Annotated in this window: 21 protein-coding genes; 10 read left to right on the plus strand and 11 right to left on the minus strand. The window is 46.9% G+C overall.

Annotation, left to right across the window (positions count from 1 at the left end; genetic code table 11):
- The first annotated feature begins 13 nt into the window (after positions 1-13).
- Together NYE28_RS03955 and nosA are read left to right on the plus strand one after the other, a co-directional pair.
- The gene (locus NYE28_RS03955) at positions 14-808 is read left to right on the plus strand and encodes an MBL fold metallo-hydrolase (protein WP_007408486.1); all 795 of its coding nucleotides are present in this window, start codon (positions 14-16) and stop codon (positions 806-808) included.
- Between the two features lie 123 nt (positions 809-931).
- Entirely contained in the window at positions 932-2023 is a 1092-nt protein-coding gene (nosA, locus tag NYE28_RS03960; RefSeq protein WP_007408487.1) for a nitric oxide synthase, read from the plus strand.
- On the opposite strand, the gene NYE28_RS03965 is transcribed toward nosA, so the two are convergent.
- Positions 2017-2289 (minus strand): acylphosphatase, encoded by a 273-nt coding sequence (locus tag NYE28_RS03965; RefSeq protein WP_015239384.1) that lies wholly within the window; start codon positions 2287-2289, stop codon positions 2017-2019. The genes nosA and NYE28_RS03965 overlap by 7 nt on opposite strands.
- A 67-nt stretch (positions 2290-2356) precedes the next feature.
- Between NYE28_RS03965 and NYE28_RS03970 the strand changes: the two genes are divergently transcribed.
- Positions 2357-3016, plus strand: coding sequence for an MOSC domain-containing protein (locus NYE28_RS03970; protein WP_015239385.1), 660 nt, complete (start codon positions 2357-2359; stop codon positions 3014-3016).
- A gap of 39 nt (positions 3017-3055) precedes the next feature.
- On the opposite strand, the gene NYE28_RS03975 is transcribed toward NYE28_RS03970, so the two are convergent.
- The 4 genes from NYE28_RS03975 to map form a co-directional block, all read right to left on the minus strand.
- Positions 3056-3190 carry a YflJ family protein gene (locus NYE28_RS03975; RefSeq protein WP_003155609.1) on the minus strand — a complete coding sequence of 45 codons (135 nt, stop codon included), beginning with the start codon at positions 3188-3190 and terminating at the stop codon, positions 3056-3058.
- A gap of 178 nt (positions 3191-3368) precedes the next feature.
- Positions 3369-3524 carry a hypothetical protein gene (locus NYE28_RS03980; protein WP_003155608.1) on the minus strand — a complete coding sequence of 52 codons (156 nt, stop codon included), beginning with the start codon at positions 3522-3524 and terminating at the stop codon, positions 3369-3371.
- A gap of 82 nt (positions 3525-3606) precedes the next feature.
- On the minus strand, positions 3607-3918 hold the full coding sequence (locus NYE28_RS03985) for a DUF3243 domain-containing protein (protein ID WP_003155607.1): 312 nt from the start codon (positions 3916-3918) through the stop codon (positions 3607-3609).
- Between the two features lie 56 nt (positions 3919-3974).
- Positions 3975-4724 (minus strand): type I methionyl aminopeptidase, encoded by a 750-nt coding sequence (gene map / locus NYE28_RS03990; RefSeq protein WP_007408490.1) that lies wholly within the window; start codon positions 4722-4724, stop codon positions 3975-3977.
- A 164-nt stretch (positions 4725-4888) separates the two neighbouring features.
- On the opposite strand from map, the gene nagE reads away from it, so the two are divergent.
- Both nagE and NYE28_RS04000 read left to right on the plus strand, forming a co-directional pair.
- On the plus strand, positions 4889-6271 hold the full coding sequence (nagE, locus tag NYE28_RS03995; RefSeq protein WP_342490309.1) for an N-acetylglucosamine-specific PTS transporter subunit IIBC: 1383 nt from the start codon (positions 4889-4891) through the stop codon (positions 6269-6271).
- 126 nt (positions 6272-6397) lie between these two features.
- Positions 6398-6841 (plus strand): YfmQ family protein, encoded by a 444-nt coding sequence (locus NYE28_RS04000; protein WP_007408492.1) that lies wholly within the window; start codon positions 6398-6400, stop codon positions 6839-6841.
- A 40-nt stretch (positions 6842-6881) separates the two neighbouring features.
- Here the strand turns inward: NYE28_RS04000 and NYE28_RS04005 are convergent, their stop codons facing one another.
- Positions 6882-8819: an LTA synthase family protein gene (locus NYE28_RS04005; RefSeq protein WP_007610031.1), complete on the minus strand. Its 1938-nt coding sequence runs from the start codon at positions 8817-8819 to the stop codon at positions 6882-6884.
- Between the two features lie 245 nt (positions 8820-9064).
- On the opposite strand from NYE28_RS04005, the gene NYE28_RS04010 reads away from it, so the two are divergent.
- Complete coding sequence (locus tag NYE28_RS04010; RefSeq protein WP_007610033.1) at positions 9065-9442, plus strand: DUF1992 domain-containing protein; 378 nt, start codon at positions 9065-9067, stop codon at positions 9440-9442.
- A 9-nt stretch (positions 9443-9451) separates the two neighbouring features.
- Here the strand turns inward: NYE28_RS04010 and NYE28_RS04015 are convergent, their stop codons facing one another.
- Genes NYE28_RS04015 through NYE28_RS04025 form a run of 3 tightly spaced genes read right to left on the minus strand, consistent with a single transcriptional unit; the run spans position 9452 to position 10416 of the window.
- Entirely contained in the window at positions 9452-9883 is a 432-nt protein-coding gene (locus NYE28_RS04015) for an Hsp20/alpha crystallin family protein (protein WP_003155596.1), read from the minus strand.
- Between the two features lie 15 nt (positions 9884-9898).
- Entirely contained in the window at positions 9899-10141 is a 243-nt protein-coding gene (locus NYE28_RS04020) for a spore germination protein (RefSeq protein ID WP_003155595.1), read from the minus strand.
- Between the two features lie 14 nt (positions 10142-10155).
- Positions 10156-10416: a spore germination protein gene (locus NYE28_RS04025; RefSeq protein WP_007408496.1), complete on the minus strand. Its 261-nt coding sequence runs from the start codon at positions 10414-10416 to the stop codon at positions 10156-10158.
- Between the two features lie 270 nt (positions 10417-10686).
- On the opposite strand from NYE28_RS04025, the gene treP reads away from it, so the two are divergent.
- The 4 genes from treP to NYE28_RS04045 all read left to right on the plus strand — a co-directional run bounded on the left by treP (position 10687) and on the right by NYE28_RS04045 (position 15399).
- Positions 10687-12102 (plus strand): PTS system trehalose-specific EIIBC component, encoded by a 1416-nt coding sequence (gene treP / locus NYE28_RS04030; RefSeq protein WP_025284416.1) that lies wholly within the window; start codon positions 10687-10689, stop codon positions 12100-12102.
- A gap of 75 nt (positions 12103-12177) precedes the next feature.
- Positions 12178-13863, plus strand: a complete 1686-nt coding sequence (treC, locus tag NYE28_RS04035; protein ID WP_160222910.1) for an alpha,alpha-phosphotrehalase — start codon at positions 12178-12180, stop codon at positions 13861-13863.
- Between the two features lie 21 nt (positions 13864-13884).
- Positions 13885-14601: a trehalose operon repressor gene (gene treR / locus NYE28_RS04040; RefSeq protein WP_012117069.1), complete on the plus strand. Its 717-nt coding sequence runs from the start codon at positions 13885-13887 to the stop codon at positions 14599-14601.
- Positions 14602-14733: 132 nt separating this feature from the next.
- Positions 14734-15399 (plus strand): NAD(P)H-dependent oxidoreductase, encoded by a 666-nt coding sequence (locus NYE28_RS04045; RefSeq protein WP_003155588.1) that lies wholly within the window; start codon positions 14734-14736, stop codon positions 15397-15399.
- Between the two features lie 35 nt (positions 15400-15434).
- On the opposite strand, the gene NYE28_RS04050 is transcribed toward NYE28_RS04045, so the two are convergent.
- Positions 15435-16196, minus strand: a complete 762-nt coding sequence (locus NYE28_RS04050) for a YibE/F family protein (RefSeq protein WP_007408500.1) — start codon at positions 16194-16196, stop codon at positions 15435-15437.
- Entirely contained in the window at positions 16193-17332 is a 1140-nt protein-coding gene (locus tag NYE28_RS04055) for a YibE/F family protein (RefSeq protein ID WP_072588901.1), read from the minus strand. The genes NYE28_RS04050 and NYE28_RS04055 overlap by 4 nt, the downstream gene beginning before the upstream one ends.
- Positions 17333-17506 lie beyond the last annotated feature (174 nt).

The following is a 17506-nucleotide window of genomic DNA, read 5'->3' on the forward strand; positions in this document are numbered from 1 at the left end:
AGGAGGTGCCATGATGAGTGATCCGTTTATGCCGCTTTTTTCAGTGAGAAGCGGAGCCGGTTTTAAAGCGGCGGACGGCGTTTACGGACTGACCGTGCAGATTGCGAATGTTTACTTTATCGAAAATCCCTCAGCTCCGCGGGAAATCATTCTGGTTGATGCGGGAATGCCTCAATCGGCGGAGATGATAACAGAAGAAATGAAACGCCGATTCAAAGAGGGGTATCAGCTGAAGGCGGTCATTTTGACACACGGTCATTTTGATCATGTCGGTGCGATTGAAGAGCTGCTTGAACTTTGGGATGTGCCGGTTTACATTCATGAAAAGGAGCTCCCGTACGTCACGGGGAAAGCGGATTATCCGCCTGCCAGGCCCGATGCGAAAAAAGGGCTTGTCGCAAAGCTGTCACCGCTGTTTCCGCGCCATACGATCCGCATTCCGTCCGTTCAGGCACTGCCTTCAGACGGTACCGTTCCGTTTCTTGAAGAATGGAAATGGGTGCATACGCCCGGCCACACACCCGGCCATATTTCATTATTCCGGGATAAAGACCGCGTTCTGCTTGCCGGTGATGCCGTGATCACTGTTGAACAGGAATCGCTTGCGGACGTTGTCATTCAAAAGCAAGAGCTTCACGGGCCGCCCGCTTATTTTACAGCGGATACGCAGACGGCGGCCGCATCCGTTCAGAAACTGGCCGAACTGGAGCCGGAAGCGCTTTTGACGGGTCACGGAATTCCGATGACGGGAAAAAACTACCGTGAGGATTTGCTTACACTGGCTGAAAAACTGCATTCCGTTTTGTAAAACACCTGCGAACATCACAGGTGTTTTTTCTTTGCAGTTTCCAGTATGATACAAAAAAACCATTGTGTTCACTCCTAAAAACGATACAATGGGAAACAGATGTAAATTGAAGGAGAGAGTTTTTTGAAACATACGGAAATACTTTGGGATGAGGCGAAGGATTTTATTGATGTCTGCTATCAGGAACTCGGAATGGAATCGCAAATCAACGCGCGTCTGCACGCGATAAAAGATGAGATAGATCGGACGGGAAGTTACGTCCATACGGCGGAAGAGCTTGAACACGGGGCGAAAATGGCGTGGCGCAACAGCAACCGCTGTATCGGGCGTCTGTTCTGGCAATCGCTGAACGTCATTGACCGGCGCGGTGTGAACACGAAAGAAGAGGTGCGCGACGCATTATTTGAACATATCAAAATCGCCACGAACGGCGGAAAAATTAAACCGACGATTACGATTTTCCCTCCTGAGAAGAATGGGGAAAAACAAGTGGAGATCTGGAATCACCAGCTCATCCGCTATGCGGGATATGAGACTGAAAAAGGAAGAGTCGGTGATCCGGCATCATATGAGCTGACGGCTGTCTGCGAAAAACTCGGCTGGCGCGGGAAGCGGACCGATTTTGATATTCTGCCGCTGCTTTTCCGGATGAAAGGGGACGGGCAGCCGGTCTGGTATGACCTGCCTCAGACGCTCGTGAAAGAAGTGCCGATCACCCATCCGGATATTGAAGAGTTTGCCGATTTAAATCTCAGATGGTACGGGGTTCCGATTATCGCCGATATGAGGCTTGAAATCGGCGGGCTGTCGTACAACGCGGCGCCTTTTAACGGATGGTATATGGGAACCGAAATCGGCGCAAGGAACCTTGCTGACGAAAAACGGTATGATATGCTCAAAAAAGCCGCTGCGGTCATGGGGATTTCCGCCAGCCTGAATACCGACCTGTGGAAGGATCAGGTGCTGGTGGAACTGAATAAGGCAGTGCTCTATTCATACAAAAAACACGGTGTCAGCATTGTCGATCACCATACGGCGGCGAATCAATTTAAACGCTTTGAAGAACAGGAACAAGACGCGGGCAGAAAGCTGACGGGCGACTGGACCTGGCTGATTCCGCCGATCTCGCCGGCTTCCACCCACATTTTCCATAAATCATATGACAATACAATTGTGAAGCCGAATTATTATTATCAGGACAAGCCTTATCAGTAACTGATGGTAAAAGTGCGGTACCCTTTCAGACGGTGTGATTCTTCGATGGTTACGCCTGTGACATTTGAGAAGGGGCTGCCTTTTCTGACTGCTTCGGCAAATTGTTTTAACGACTCTTCAGGACCTTCGGCAAGGATTTCCACCCGGCCGTCATCACGGTTTTTTACCCAGCCGGCTACCTTATGTCTGTCGGCTTCCATCTGGACGAAGTAGCGAAAACCTACGCCCTGAACCCGGCCGTCTGCAATCATATGATATTGAAGCATGGAAAAACCACCTTTTTCTTACTATGATAAAGGAAAGATATGAGATTTCGCAAAGGATGTGAACGAGGTGACGCAAGACTATTCTGTCTTATCTATCAATCTCGGAAAGCCCGCAATTCATGAATTTGCCGGCAGACAAATCAATTCCGGCATCATAAAGCGGCCCGCAGATTCTCCCGTCATGCTGTATAAAACCCATTTTGACGGGGACGGGCAAGCCGACTTGAAGCATCACGGAGGCCCCGATAAAGCGGTGTGCGTGTATCCCGCCGAGCATTATTCATATTGGGAAACAACGCTCGCGAGAAAACTTCCCGCCGCCGCGTTCGGGGAGAATGTAACGGTCAAAGGACTTGCCGAACAAGACGTGTGGATCGGAGACGTCTTTCAGCTGGGGGAAGCCGTCGTTCAAGTAAGCCAGCCGCGCCAGCCCTGCGTCAAACTCGCGCTCAAATATGGCATCAAAGATATGGTGCTCCGTGTACAGCAGACGGGATTTACCGGCTTTTATTTCAGGGTGCTTGAAGAAGGATATGTCGATCCGCGTCCCGTCCTCAAGCGTCTGTCGAGAGGAAAAGAAAGCATTTCCGTCTGGTATGCGAATGAAGTGAAATATCGTGATTCCGGCAATCTGTCAGCGATTGAAGAAATACTGCGGGAAGAAGCGCTGTCAGAAAGCTGGAGGGAGTCCTTCCTTAAAAAAAGAGACAGGCTCACTAATGTATAGAAAAAAGCCGTGCTGCACTGACAGCACGGCTGATTTACGTTATGCTTGTTTTTTTGTTTCCAGCAGATTGGCAAGGAAGTACTTTTTGAAGCTTTGAAGCTTTCTTCCTTCATAGTGGGTAATTCCTTTTTTCTTTAACTCTTCTACATACCAGCCTTTACTGCCATAATGCATGTCAGAAAACTCCTTTCTCCGTTCTCCCGCTGGGGAGGTTTCTTCAGTTTTTGCCAAACTTTTGGCATTGTAACATCTATAAAAAGACGCTGAAAAGGGATAACGCAAAAACTGAGACTTTCGATTCAGAGATGTAAAGCTTTCTTACATATATATGTAAAGGGCGGTCTTTTCATGCTTAATGGCCGGTTAATTTTAACAGCACCGTTCCGAGTGTCATGATTCCGAAAACGACGCCGAAATAAATCAGCATCCCCTTCTTTTTCTTCACTCCGTAAACGGTGAGAATGATGCTTTCAATAAAGAAAATAAACCCGAAGATAATAAACCACATGTTGAAAAATGGCTCCTTTCACAGACATATGTCCAGTGTAGCACAACTCTTATAACGGAGCATAAAAAAGCCGGGCACTGTATCAGTGTCCGGCAAGTTTGACGAGAAGCTGGGCCAAATGCTGTTTTTCATTGTCATCCGCAATGTCCCACAGTTCTTGTAAGAGTTTTTCTTCCGCATTGCGGGGCTCCTCGTGTTTGGCGAGATAGTCCCCGAGGATGGCGGCGCTTTTGATGATTTTGCTGTCATCCAGACCCAGTTTTTTTCCGGCGGAAATTTTCTGATGAAGGTACGCCTTAAATTCCTCGAAATCCTCTAAAATCTGCTGTTTCGTTACGCCGTGCATGGCGTGTATTTCGTTTTCGATTTTGATTTTTTCTTTATCTTTTTTCATGCGTCTCCCTCCTTCGGGTTAGTTGTTGTATACCTGTTTGGAAGGGAGATGAAACATTACAATGCAGTTAAAATAATCGGTTTGTCTTTTGTGATCACGATGGTGTGTTCCACTTGGGCGACAAGGCTTTTATCCGGCGTTTTAAACGTCCAGCCGTCTCCCGCTTCAACAATCGTTTCCGCTTTCGTGGAAATAAACGGCTCAAGCGCGATCACGGTTCCGTTTTTAAACAGCGCGTTATCAAACGGATCATAGTAATTCATGATGTGGTTCGGCGCTTCATGGAGGTTTCTGCCGATTCCGTGGCCCGTCAGCGTTTTAATAACGGTAAATCCATTGGAGCGGGCTTCATGATAGACGGCTCTGCCGATCTGGTTTTGGCGTTTGCCGGCTTTTGCCTGATCCAATCCTTTCTGAAATGCGGATGCTGCGCAATTACAAAGCTTTTGCAGACGTTCATCGCCTTCTCCGAGTACAAATGAAATTCCCGTATCGGAATAAAAACCGCCGAACTCCGCCGAAATATCGATATTTACAAGATCTCCGGCTTTTAAGATTTTAGAGGCGCTCGGGATGCCGTGAGCGACTTCGTCATTTACGCTGATGCATGTCACGCCCGGGAAATCGTATTCCTTCTCCGGAGCGGAAGCGGCTCCGTGCTCGTCAAGCACCGCCTTTCCGATCAGGTCAAGATCTTTCGTGCTCATGCCGGGCTCGGCTTTTTTCTTCATTTCTTCACGCGCCAGCGCGACGATTCTGCCGATTTTTTTAAGGCCTTCTAATTCTTGATCGTTCGTTACAATCATTGTCATTCCCGCTTTCTATTTTTAATCATCTGATTCAAGCTTACCACAACTGGTTTATAAATAGAAAACCAACAAGCCTTATGTGAATAAATGAAGGAAAATTGGTATAGATCACTAGATAACTTATGTGGTATATTTAAGAAAAAAGAAGGGGGATGGGTAAAATGCTTCAATTTTTGCAAAAACTCGGAAAATCATTTATGCTTCCGATTGCCGTTCTGCCCGCCGTTGGTATTATTTTGGCCATCGGCAGAGAGGACTTATTAAATATTCCGTTCATTTACGCGGCGGGGACCGCGGTATTTGATCATCTGCCGCTGATTTTCGCGATCGGAATCGCGATCGGGATTTCGAAAGACAGCAACGGGGCCGCCGCTCTGTCGGGAGCAATTTCTTATATCATGCTGGACGCGGCTGTAAAATCAATCAATTCGACAAATAATATGGCCGTTTTCGGAGGGATTATCGCGGGGTTAATTGCGGGATACACGTATAATCGCTTTAAAGATACGAAGCTGCCCGAATATCTCGGGTTTTTCAGCGGGCGCAGGCTCGTTCCGATTGTAACGGCGCTGATTACCATTATTTTGGCGGGGATCTTCGGATTTGTGTGGCCGCCGATTCAGTCGGTGATTACGTCTTTCGGGGAATGGATGATCGGGCTTGGCGGAATCGGCGCCGGGATTTACGGGATTTTTAACCGGCTTTTGATTCCATTCGGCCTTCATCATGTGCTGAATAATATTTTTTGGTTCCAGTTTGGCGATTTTCACGGAAAAACGGGAGATCTGGCCCGCTTCTTTGCGAAGGATCCGACGGCGGGAACTTATATGACGGGATTCTTCCCGATTATGATGTTCGGGCTTCCTGCCGCATGTCTGGCAATGATTGCCGCGGCTAAGCCAAGCAAGCGCAAAGCGACGGCCGGAATGATGATCGGTCTCGCGCTGACGGCATTTATTACCGGAATTACAGAGCCGATTGAATTTGCATTTATGTTTTTATCACCGCTTTTGTACGGGGTTCATGCTATATTAACCGGGTTCTCTTTATTTATCGTGAATGTTCTCGGAATCAGGTCAGGTTTTTCATTCTCGGCGGGGGCGATCGATTATCTCCTCAGCTACGGCATTGCCGAAAAACCGCTTTTGCTGCTCGTTGTCGGGCTTTGTTATGCAGTGATCTATTTTGTCGTCTTCTATATGCTCATCAAAACGTTAAACTTGAAAACGCCGGGACGGGAAGATGATGAGGAAGAGGAAGAAGTGCTTAGTGAAGATACGGTCGGTTCCGTCGAAGAACATGCCATGCTCAAGGGGCTCGGCGGCAGGCAAAACCTCGAAACGATTGATCACTGTGCGACCCGCCTCAGGCTGACCGTGCAGGATACGTCTCTCATTAATGAAGCGGCGCTTAAAAAAGCGGGAGCAAAAGGGGTTATCAAAACGGGGAATAAAACGGCGCAGGTCATTATCGGGCCGAACGTCGAATTTGTCGCGGAAGAGCTGAGAGAAGCCGTCCGCCGTGACGACCAGAAGCAGACTTGAAAAATCCGGATCACCTATGTGATCCGGATTTTTTTTGAACATATATCAAGTTTCACATAATGTACAAAAAACAACGTTTTCTTCTATGTTAAGATTCATGTAGAACAAGTATGGAGATGATGTAAGGTGACATGGATTGCAGTTGTTTCAATTGTTGTCATAAGCCTGATTAAGATTGTGCTGACATGCCTTCCTACCGGAGCGGTGGAATGGATCCTCCGCAAGTTTGAAACCCATTCAAAGCTCAGTGACGCGTCCGCTGCCGTTTCCCTCGGCGGAAAACGTCTGGAAGGCGAAGACAAACGCCGGGTGATTGATGATTTTAACGAAGCCGTGTTTATCGAACGGCATTATATATACCCAGGGGATGAAGAGCGTTATCTTCATCCGCAAAACGGAGCCGATCCGCTTGTCATTAAGACGAGAAAAGGAAAAAAAGATGTGACGGTGTTTGTATACAGCTACGAAGATCATGTAGATGTCGTCAAACAGCAGAAAAAGAAAGTCGTCGCTTATTCAGTTCTTTCCGACAGCCTGCAAAAGCGCTCTATGGCCGCCGCCGGGAGCTGAACATAAAAAAGCCAGATCATTGATATGATCTGGCTTTTGTTTATTCTTTTTGATCATCTGCTGAGGAATCTTCACGCTTCGTATAATCGAATTGTGAAGGATCCACTTTCTTAAAGCCTTTCGGCTGATAGAAACGAAGCAGATCGCCGTTGATGATCTTATCAGACATTTCAAGCTCAGTCTTGACGAGAGAGTCTTCTTTTTTGTCGACTTCTGAATCATCTAAAAGTCTTCCGGTTTTCGTATCGTAATACTTGCCGGACACTTTCGTATAGTTCGGTGAGATGAAGTCTCCGTTACGGAACGGAATGACTTCTCTGTGCTCTTTCGATAAGATATCTGAACCTGACATGAGATAATCTTTCGTATCGACGCCGAGCAGATGAAGAACGGTCGGCGCGACATCGACTTCACCGGCAAATTTGTGATTGCGGCCGCCTTTCACGCCGGGAGCGTGGATAAAGAGCGGCACCCGCTGAAGCTGGGCATTGTCGTATTCAGTGATCTCATCTTTGCCGAGCACTTTCGCCATCGCTTTATTATGGTTTTCGGAGATGCCGTAGTGGTCTCCGTACATCACGATAATCGACTTATCGTACAGGCCGTCTTTTTTCAGGTCATGAAAGAACTGTTCAATTGATTCATCCAGATAGTTCGCGGACTGGAAGTAATTATTAACGACTGAATCACCAAAGTCTCCCGCCGGGAAGTCCGTGTCTTCTTTATCCATTCCGAACGGGAAGTGGTTTGACAGCGTAATGAACTTCGTATAGAACGGCTGCGGCAGGCTCTTTAAGAGCGGCATGGATTCTTTGAAATACGGTTTGTCTTTCATGCCGTAGTTTTTCGTGTTTTCTTCGCTCATGTCATAATAAGCGGAATCGAAAAACTTATCGATGCCTTCCGCTTTGTACATTTCGTTACGGTTCCAGAAAGTCTGCGTATTTCCGTGGAAAGCGGCAGACGTGTACTTTTTGCCTTTTAAGATCGCAGGAACGGACTGCAGCGTGTTTTGCGCTTTATTGACGAAAACCGAACCTTGCGAAAGCGGGTACAGAGAGTTCTCCATCATAAATTCCGCATCAGATGTTTTACCTTGTCCCGTTTGGTGGAAAAAGTTATCAAAGTAGAATGTTTGATTATCGTGCGCCAGCTTATTTAAAAACGGCGTCACTTCCTTGCCGTTAATTTTATAGTCAATGATAAAGGATTGCAGAGACTCTAATGAGACGTAGATGACGTTTTTTCCTTCGGCTTTTCCGAAGTAGACGTTATTCGGCACGTCATAGTTGGCCTTCATATAGTTTTCCACATCCGTTACATCGCTTGAATCGGCAAGCGCGCGCTGGCTGTTTGATTTCACATTCTGCACGGCATCGTAAATCGTAAAGTTGTACGTGCCCAAGTATTTCACCAGATAGTTTCGGTCAAATGAGCGTGTCAAAAGCTCAGGACGGTCGGATTCCGCGACGGCGAGGTTGATCAGGAACATAAGCACGGCGGAAGCCAAAACGATTCTGAATGATTTCTTCGCCGGTTTTTCAGCCGGTTTTCTCATCTTAAGGGCCAAAATAATCAAAATGACGGTATCCAGGAAGTAGAAGGCGTCTGTCCATCTCATTAACGAGAACGCGCTGTCTCCGAGCTGGCCGCCGTTTGTCTTTGCCTGCATCATGACCGGGATGGTAATGAAATCATTAAAGAATCTATAATAGACGATGTTTGCAAAAAGCAAAAAAGACAATAAAAAATGAATCACAATAATGGCTGTCTGCTGTAATTTTTTCTTGAAAAGAAGCCCAAATCCAAGAAAGAACAAGCTGGAGCTCAGCGGATTCACAAAAAGCAATATTTTCTGGATCGTGTTGTCTATGCCGAGGTTAAAGTTTAAAATATAAGCGACATATGTTTTCACCCACAATAACACGACCGCTATCAAGAAGAAGGCAAGTCCTCTTTCTTTTATAAATGTTTTCATTGTTACACTCCTTTTTTCCGATCACGGTTTACACGGAACGATAGAAAAAACGAACGTAATCAATATACCATGAAACCAGCAAATAGAAAAGGTGGAAAAGGCTCATCGGAAAAAGGGCGAAAAACGCTGTCGCAACGGGGGTTGATCTGTTGAATGACAGCTTTAAAACATATAAATGGCACAAACTGGGCTTTGTGTTTCCGTTTAATCATACCCGGTTCTATTGAAAAAAGAGGTGAACAGTGATGGATATTGCCCATATCGTGGCTGAAGATAAAATCAAGCGCGCCATTAAGGATGGAGAGTTCGCCGGCATCAAAGGAATGGGAAAGCCCCTGCCGAAAGACGATGCCGCACATCTTCCGGAGTCGCTCAGAATGGGCTACCGCATATTAAAAAACGCCGGGATCGCCGAGGATGAGGGCGCGCTGAAGAAAGAGCTGATGACGCTCGATTATTTGATCGCCAAGTGCCGCAATGAACAGGAGCGGGATCACTTGCGGAACAAACGGACGGAAAAACAAGTCAGACTCGACAAACTGACGGAGGAGAAAGCCATGTTCTCAAAACCCGCATCTTCTCATTATAAGGAGAAAGTGTACAGACGGCTGGGCCGCCCGTAAGCCGGCTCTTTAGATTTTTTTCTGAAAAGGAATGTGCTCCATAAGGCGCGGGTAGGAAATGTGGAGCAGGCCGTTTACGCACTGCGCCTGTAACAGGTGGGGCTCAGCCGGTTCAGGAAGCTCAATCGTCTCATCGATTTCCCCGTAATACCGGTTTTGGCAGACGCCCATGTTCTTTGGAAAAAGGGGTGTGATGTTTCCTCTGATATGCAGCCGTGTTCTTGACAGCAGCCTCAATGTCAATTCTTCTTCGTAAACGCCGGGCATTTCCACAATGACGAATGTGTGCTGTTCATCCTGATAAATATCATAAGTCAGGGTGTTTTTTTGTAAGGAGAAAAAATCTTCGGGAGATTTCCGTTTCAGGACATTGGTCCAAAAGTCGCTGGGCTTGTGCTCGTTCGTAATCTCAAGCCACTTTCTCATTTTTTCGATATCCACTTCGGCAGAACCTCCCTATATTTGATTTGCGATCGGCATTGACGGGTTGGCGATCTGATCCTGATCGCTCACGTCAGGGTCAAGATGGCCCGAATTCAAACATCCGGCGGCCGGCGAAAAATCCCCTAAAGAAAAGTTCGCGCCGACAAATTTGCTGTTGGCGGTGTGGCTGTTTTGTACGGTCTGACCGATATCGACGTTTCCGTTTTGCGTTGCTCCGTTTACTTTTATATTGACGACGTTAATTTGGTAAGGCATTCATAAAAACCCCTTTAATCTATAATGGGCGGCACCGGCGTAATATTTGCGGTATCTGCGGTTCCGATGGCTGTCTGGTCGTTGACATCAGGATCATTTAACAAGTTCTCCATCATCGATTCTATAGGTGACGTATCGCCGAATGAAGAGTTCAGTCCTTGTGATTTGTTATTTGTGGTGGGACTGTTGTATGCCGCTTCCCCAATCGTAATAGATCCGTTGCCAGAAATACTGTTAATCTTCAAATAGTACAGGTTGATAACAGTGGATGGCATCTCTTCACACCTCTTTAACTTAGTTGTACAGTACTGTATGCTTTTTGTGCTCCTGTTGTGAATTCCGCCCGGACATGTTCCCGATAAAACAAGAAGTCAAGGCCCGGTTCCGGCGGGGCTTTTTTTGTTTCAGGGTCTTTCGCAGTATATTTGTGATGAAAGCGCTATAAAAATAGATTGACGACATGTATATACATCATTACAATAGAGTCATAAACATGTATATACAAGTTTGAAAGACAAAATGAAAACGGTTACGGAGGGGTTGGCATGGGTGAGTTTAACCGGGCTGCGCGGCAGATCGCTGAAGCTGTCGGCGGAATCGAAAATATTGAGGCGGCGACTCATTGTGTGACGCGTTTGCGGTTTGCATTAATAGATGAAACCAAAGTAAACCAAAAAATGCTTGATGCAATAGACATTGTCAAAGGATCTTTTGCGGTAAACGGGCAGTTTCAAGTCGTGATCGGGCAGGGGACGGTCAACAAAGTATATGCGGAATTAGTGAAGGAAACGGGGATGGGCGAAGCGTCCAAGGATGACGTGAAGAAGGCGGCGGCGCAAAAAATGAATCCTTTACAGCGTGCTGTGAAAACGCTTGCGGACATCTTTATTCCGATCTTGCCGGCGATCGTCACGGCCGGGCTTTTAATGGGTCTGAACAACATCTTAACGGCGGAAGGCATTTTCTACAGCGCCAAATCGATTGTCCAAGTGTATCCGCAATGGGCGGATCTCGCCAATATGATTAATCTGATCGCGGGGACGGCCTTCGCTTTTCTGCCGGCTTTAATCGGCTGGTCGGCAGTGAAGCGGTTCGGAGGAAGCCCGCTCTTGGGTATCGTGCTAGGGCTGATGCTGGTGCATCCTGATCTGTTAAACGCATGGGGCTACGGGGCTGCCGAGCAGAGCGGCGATATTCCGGTGTGGAACCTGTTCGGCCTTGAGGTGCAGAAAGTCGGGTATCAAGGTCAGGTGCTCCCAATTCTGCTGGCGTCTTATTTACTTGCCAGGCTTGAGCTCTTTTTGACGAAACGGACGCCGGAGGGCATTCAGCTGTTAGTCGTCGCGCCGGTGACGCTTTTGGTCATCGGTTTTCTATCCTTTGTCATCATCGGTCCGATCACCTTTGCGATCGGTAACGCGCTGACGGCGGGATTGATTGCCGTTTTCGGCCAATTCTCCGCCATCGGAGGCCTGCTGTACGGAGGGCTGTATTCGGCGCTTGTGATCACGGGGATGCACCATACGTTTCTCGCAGTCGATCTTCAATTAATCGGATCAAAGCTCGGCGGCACATTTTTATGGCCGATGCTCGCATTGTCAAATATCGCTCAAGGATCGGCAGCTTTGGCCATGATGTTGATCACAAAAGATAAAAAACAGCGGGGGCTTTCACTGACGGCCGGCATTTCCGCATATTTGGGCATTACCGAACCGGCGATTTTCGGCGTGAATCTGCGTTACAAATTTCCGTTTGTGATCGCCATGATCAGCTCGGGAATCGCGGGGATGTTCATCTCCGTCAAAGGCGTTCTCGCAAGCTCGGTCGGAGTCGGCGGCGTGCCGGGGATCTTCTCCATTATGAGCCGGTACTGGGGTCCGTTTGCGATCGGAATGCTGATCGTGCTGATTCTCCCGTTTGCGGGAACATACGGGTATGCGCGGCTGAAACGGCAAAAATAAAAAACCTGCGGGGCGCCTTCTATCAGGCTGTCCCTTTTCCCTTTCAATTCAAAACATTACAGGCGGTGAAGAAAAATGAAAACAGACAGCACACCATGGTGGAAAAAGGCAGCGGTATATCAAATTTATCCGAAGAGCTTTAATGATACGACGGGAAACGGGATCGGTGATCTGAACGGTATTATCGAGAAGCTTGATTATTTGCAGAAGCTTTTGATTGATGTCATTTGGCTTACGCCGATTTACGATTCGCCGCAGAATGACAACGGTTATGACATTCGCGATTACTGCACCATTTATGAAGAATACGGAACGATGGAGGATTTTGAACGCCTCCTCGATGAAGCGCACAAAAGAGGAATCAAGGTCGTCATGGATCTTGTCGTAAACCATACATCAGTCGAGCATCTGTGGTTCAAAGAAGCGGTCTCGTCACCCGACAGTCCGTATCGGGATTTTTACATTTGGAAAGACGGAAAGGAAGACGGCCGGGCGCCGAACAACTGGGAATCAAAATTCGGCGGTTCCGCTTGGGAGCTCGACCCGGCGTCAGGCCAGCACTATCTGCATTTATTTGATGTGTCGCAAGCCGATTTGAACTGGGAAAATGAAGAGATGAGAAAACAGGTTTACGACATGATGCATTTTTGGTTCCGGAAAGGGATCGACGGCTTCCGGCTGGATGTGATCAACCTCATTTCTAAAGACCAATCGTTTCCTGATGCCAAAGATGGGCGTGACGGGCGCCCTTATTATACGGACGGGCCGCGCGTGCACGAATTTCTCCATGAGATGAACCGGGAAGTGTTTTCGAAATATGACAGTATGACGGTCGGTGAAATGTCCTCGACAACGGCTGACCACTGCATCCGGTACACAAACCCTGAGAATAAAGAACTCGATATGACTTTTAACTTTCATCATTTAAAAGTGGATTATCCGAATGGTGAAAAATGGGCGCTCGCTCCGTTTGATTTTCTGAAGCTGAAACGGATTTTAGCGTTTTGGCAGACGGAGATGCAAAAAGGCGGAGGCTGGAACGCATTATTCTGGTGCAACCATGACCAGCCGCGGGCCGTATCCAGATACGGAGACGACGGCGTATACCGGACGAAATCAGCCAAAATGCTGGCGGCGGCCATTCATATGATGCAGGGCACGCCTTACATTTATCAAGGTGAAGAGATCGGCATGGGCAATCCGAAATTCGATGACATCGGCTCATACCGCGATGTCGAATCATTGAACATTTACAAAAAGATGAAGGAAGAAGGCGTGCCCGAAAAAGACATTATCGCCATTTTAAAAGAGAAATCAAGAGACAATGCAAGAACCCCCATTCAGTGGAACAGCGGGCTGCACGGCGGTTTCACGACGGGAACGCCTTGGATTCCGGCGGCGGATGATTATCGGGACGTTAACGCGGAAGCTGCTTTGCGGGACCCGGATTCAATTTTCTATCATTATCAGAAGCTCATCAAGCTCAGAAAAGAATATGACATCGTGACGGAAGGAACGTTTGAGCTGCTTGCTGAAGACGATCCGGCGGTTCTGGCGTACGTCAGACACGGCAAGGATGAAAAACTGCTGTGCATCAACAACTTCTACGGGAAAGAAGCGGACTTTACGGTTCCGCTTAAAGACACGGACGGCTGGCGGTTTACGGTGCTGCTGACGAATGATGAACCGAGGGAAGGGCGGCCGGAACGATTGACGCTCCGTCCGTATGAATCGATCGTTTATCATCTGACAAAAGCGTGATACACTAATCTGGGTGGTCAAATGAAAGTGAATAAATACATCACAATCTATAAAGATATGGTGCGGCAGATCGAAAGCGGCCAGCGGAAGGCTGAAGACGTTCTTCCGTCTGAAAATGATTTGTGCGATCAATACGGCACATCACGAGAAACCGTCCGCAAAGCGCTCAATATGCTGGCGCAAAACGGCTACATCCAGAAAATCAAAGGCAAAGGCTCCGTCATATTAGACAGAGAAAAAATGCGTTTTCCCGTCTCAGGCCTGATCAGCTTCAAAGAGCTTTCGGAAACACTCGGAAAAGAGACGAGAACGACGGTTCACCGTCTCGGGCTGATCCTGCCTCCCTCAGAAGCCGCAAAAGAGCTTGGTACAGAAGCGGATGAAAAGGTGTGGGAAGTCGTCAGATCAAGACGGATTGACGGAGAACATATTATTTTGGACAAGGATTACTTTGTGAAAAAACATGTGCCTCTATTGACGAAGGCGATTTGTGAAGATTCGATCTATGAGTATCTCGAAGGAGAGCTCGGCTTGTCCATCAGCTACGCGCAAAAGGAAATTGTCGTGGAGCCGGCGGGGGAAGAGGACCGGAAGTATTTGGATCTCGGCGGATTCAGCCATATGGCGGTCGTGAAAAACCGCGTCTTTTTGGAGGATACCAGCCTCTTTCAGTACACGGAAAGCCGGCACAGGCTCGATAAATTCCGTTTCGTCGACTTTGCGAGAAGAGAAAAATAAAAACGGACTGCCGCGGCAGCCCGTTTTTTTGTCAGTATCAAAATGAATACTATCCAACAAAAATGTGCGTACTGGTACTTTCAAAAATAATGGCTACAATAGTACATAACGATTGAAAAGGAGAGATCATGAATGTCAGATAAAAAACAGCAGATCATCGAAGCGTATCAATTCAGACACGCCACAAAGGAATTTGATCCTGAGAAAAAAATTTCAGAAAGCGATTTTGAATTCATTTTAGAAACGGGAAGATTATCCCCAAGCTCACTCGGTTTGGAGCCTTGGAAATTTGTCGTCGTTCAAAATCCGGAACTTCGTGAAAAACTCCGCGAGTTCACATGGGGCGCGCAAAAGCAGCTGCCGACCGCAAGCCATTTCGTACTTCTGCTTGCCCGGACGGCAAAGGATATCCGTTTTGACGCCGACTATGTCAAAAATCACTTGCGGGAAGTCAAAAAAATGCCGGAAGATATGTATGAAGGCTATATCAGCAAAACGGAAGACTTCCAGAAAAATGATTTCAATTTGCTAGAATCAGATCGCGCGCTGTTTGACTGGGCATCCAAACAGACTTACATCGCCCTCGGCAATATGATGACAGCCGCTGCGCAGATCGGAATCGACTCCTGCCCTGTAGAAGGCTTCAACTACAAAGAAATTCACCGGATTCTTGAAGAAGAAGGGCTTCTGGAAAACGGAAGTTTCGACATCTCTGTTATGGCCGCATTCGGCTACCGTGTCAGAGAACCGCGCCCGAAAACAAGATCTGCCTCAAAAGACGTTGTAAAGTGGGTATAAGATAAAAAAGGCTGCCGGGCGTGTCCCGGCAGCTTTTAACGTTTATTTGGTTTTGCTAAAAAACAGGCGGTGATCCAGGACGTAACGGGAATGATGATGCCGATCCCGATTCCGGCACAAAGAATGGTAACGGCTTCCGCACTGAATACTTTTGAGTTCACTATTTTTTCAGCTGAGTATGATAAGTCTTTAAACCAGATAATTAAAGCCAAATAGCTGCCGAAAAAAGCAAAGAATAACGTATTCGTATTCGTTCCTAAAATATCTCTCCCGATGCTTAATCCGAATGTGTACAGATCTTTTCTGCTCATGGACGGATTATGACTGTAAATTTCCCGCATGGGTGAAGTAATGGAAATCGCGACATCGGTAATCGCCCCTATCGTGCCCATGATGATCATGGCTGCGGTAACCTTCACAAAATCCACCCCGACAAACAGTGTGAATATGCCGATATCACCCAATTCTTCTTCACCGAATCCCTGAATTGAAGTATGTTTTGTTACAGACATAATAAAAAACAGCAGCAGTACAATCGTCAGCATTGCAGAAATAAAGGCGGTTACGGTTTTGACGTTTCCTCCATTAATATAAAAAAGAGTAATGCTGCAAATCACGGCGGAAGAGAGCAATGTTAAAACAATCGGATTGATATGCGGGTCTGTCATGAAAATGATGGTGAGAAAGAGAACACCGAAATTTAAGAATAACGCAATAAAAGACCTCGCTCCTTTTTTTCCGCCGATGATGACCATCAATAGAAATAAAATCGCCGCGAGAATTACGATGACATTCATGAGCTTGCCTTCTTTCGTTTAATAAAAAAGATAGAAGCATACAGACTGGCGGGTATGGCTAATACAATTCCGATCCCTCCGGCCAATGCTCTGGCTATTTCCAAGGAAATGTTCATAGAAAGAGTGAATCCTATCGGGGAATCATTTTTCAAATACAAAAGCATCATCGGAATAGAGCCGCTTATATAAGCAAAAAACAGAATATTGGTCATCGCCCCCATGATGTCTTTTCCGATCTCCATCCCTGAACGTCTGAGAGCTTGTAATGAGATACCGTTGTTTTCTTCATATAATCCGAAGACAGATGACGTCATGGTAATGGCTACATCCATGACCGCTCCCAGTGATCCGATAAATACCCCGGCCATGAACACCGTGTGATAAGGGCGGGTTAAATACTGCATTTCCTCATATCTGAGACCTTTCTCTCCGGTTGCCAGCATCACCAGATACGTAATCAGCAGGGAAACGAAAGTGCCTGCGAGCGTCGCGGCAATGGCAGCGTATGTTTTCGCGTGAAAACCGCTGACAAGCAGCAATGAGATGACAGTAAAGATGAGAATACAGATACCGCAGATGAAAATTAACCCTATATTAGGATGCTTCCTGTACAAATCTAATGCAAACGACAGTAAAACGGCGTTAAACATCAGGCTGACGATCGAAAAGAAGCCTTGTTTTTTGCCGACGATAAGCAAGGTGAAGATGAAAACCCAAGCGATCAGCAAAAGCTGTTTATCCCGTTTTTTATCTATAATGCTTCCCGATATATCCTTGTTTGATGGTTTCCCTTTATCAATAGAAACGAATACTTCATCGCTAATCGAATATTTCTGATCGTTCGCTCCGGATGATGAATACTGATTGGACAAATGAATGAGCTGTCCTTTCTGACTGCCGTTTTCAAGTCTGGCAGTGATCGTCTGATTGAAAATCTTATCTTTGTTTTTATGCATGTCCTGTACGTCAGACTGATGTTCCAATGTTGTTTTCGTCACTTTGGCAATCGGCCGCTCATAAAAAGAAGCGTTGTGAGTGACGAAAATGAGCGAGCTGATAAAACAGAGCGCTGTTATCACGTAAAACAGCTTTTTCTTGTAAGACATGCGGTTTCGTTTGTTTCCTGTAATCTTCAAAAAAAGTCCTCCAAACAGGCGGCGCCGTATGAAAGAGAGGCCCTGCCGTGAAGTGTTAAACGATGCGGATGTATGTCTCTCGCGAATAACGTTCATATTTTATCACTCGGCCGTACGGCTGTCGACTCAGAGGGGGACCGAGAGAAAAAGCTCCCCTGATATCAGATCAGGAGA

This window comes from Bacillus sp. FSL R5-0443, assembly GCF_038608285.1.
Taxonomy (GTDB): domain Bacteria; phylum Bacillota; class Bacilli; order Bacillales; family Bacillaceae; genus Bacillus; species Bacillus velezensis.

Bases quoted from the DNA above. Each gene is read 5' to 3' on its own strand.
- treR (WP_012117069.1), top strand. From the start codon at position 13,885: ATGAAAGTGAATAAATACATCACAATCTATAAAGATATGGTGCGGCAG.
- NYE28_RS03980 (WP_003155608.1), bottom strand. From the start codon at position 3,524: ATGTGGTTTATTATCTTCGGGTTTATTTTCTTTATTGAAAGCATCATT.
- NYE28_RS03985 (WP_003155607.1), bottom strand. From the start codon at position 3,918: ATGAAAAAAGATAAAGAAAAAATCAAAATCGAAAACGAAATACACGCC.
- NYE28_RS04005 (WP_007610031.1), bottom strand. From the start codon at position 8,819: ATGAAAACATTTATAAAAGAAAGAGGACTTGCCTTCTTCTTGATAGCG.
- map (WP_007408490.1), bottom strand. From the start codon at position 4,724: ATGATTGTAACGAACGATCAAGAATTAGAAGGCCTTAAAAAAATCGGC.
- NYE28_RS04050 (WP_007408500.1), bottom strand. From the start codon at position 16,196: ATGAATGTCATCGTAATTCTCGCGGCGATTTTATTTCTATTGATGGTC.
- treP (WP_025284416.1), top strand. From the start codon at position 10,687: ATGGGTGAGTTTAACCGGGCTGCGCGGCAGATCGCTGAAGCTGTCGGC.
- NYE28_RS04025 (WP_007408496.1), bottom strand. From the start codon at position 10,416: ATGCCATCCACTGTTATCAACCTGTACTATTTGAAGATTAACAGTATT.
- NYE28_RS04010 (WP_007610033.1), top strand. From the start codon at position 9,065: ATGGATATTGCCCATATCGTGGCTGAAGATAAAATCAAGCGCGCCATT.
- NYE28_RS03975 (WP_003155609.1), bottom strand. From the start codon at position 3,190: ATGCATTATGGCAGTAAAGGCTGGTATGTAGAAGAGTTAAAGAAAAAA.
- NYE28_RS04045 (WP_003155588.1), top strand. From the start codon at position 14,734: ATGTCAGATAAAAAACAGCAGATCATCGAAGCGTATCAATTCAGACAC.
- NYE28_RS03965 (WP_015239384.1), bottom strand. From the start codon at position 2,289: ATGCTTCAATATCATATGATTGCAGACGGCCGGGTTCAGGGCGTAGGT.
- nagE (WP_342490309.1), top strand. From the start codon at position 4,889: ATGCTTCAATTTTTGCAAAAACTCGGAAAATCATTTATGCTTCCGATT.
- treC (WP_160222910.1), top strand. From the start codon at position 12,178: ATGAAAACAGACAGCACACCATGGTGGAAAAAGGCAGCGGTATATCAA.
- NYE28_RS04020 (WP_003155595.1), bottom strand. From the start codon at position 10,141: ATGCCTTACCAAATTAACGTCGTCAATATAAAAGTAAACGGAGCAACG.
- NYE28_RS03955 (WP_007408486.1), top strand. From the start codon at position 14: ATGAGTGATCCGTTTATGCCGCTTTTTTCAGTGAGAAGCGGAGCCGGT.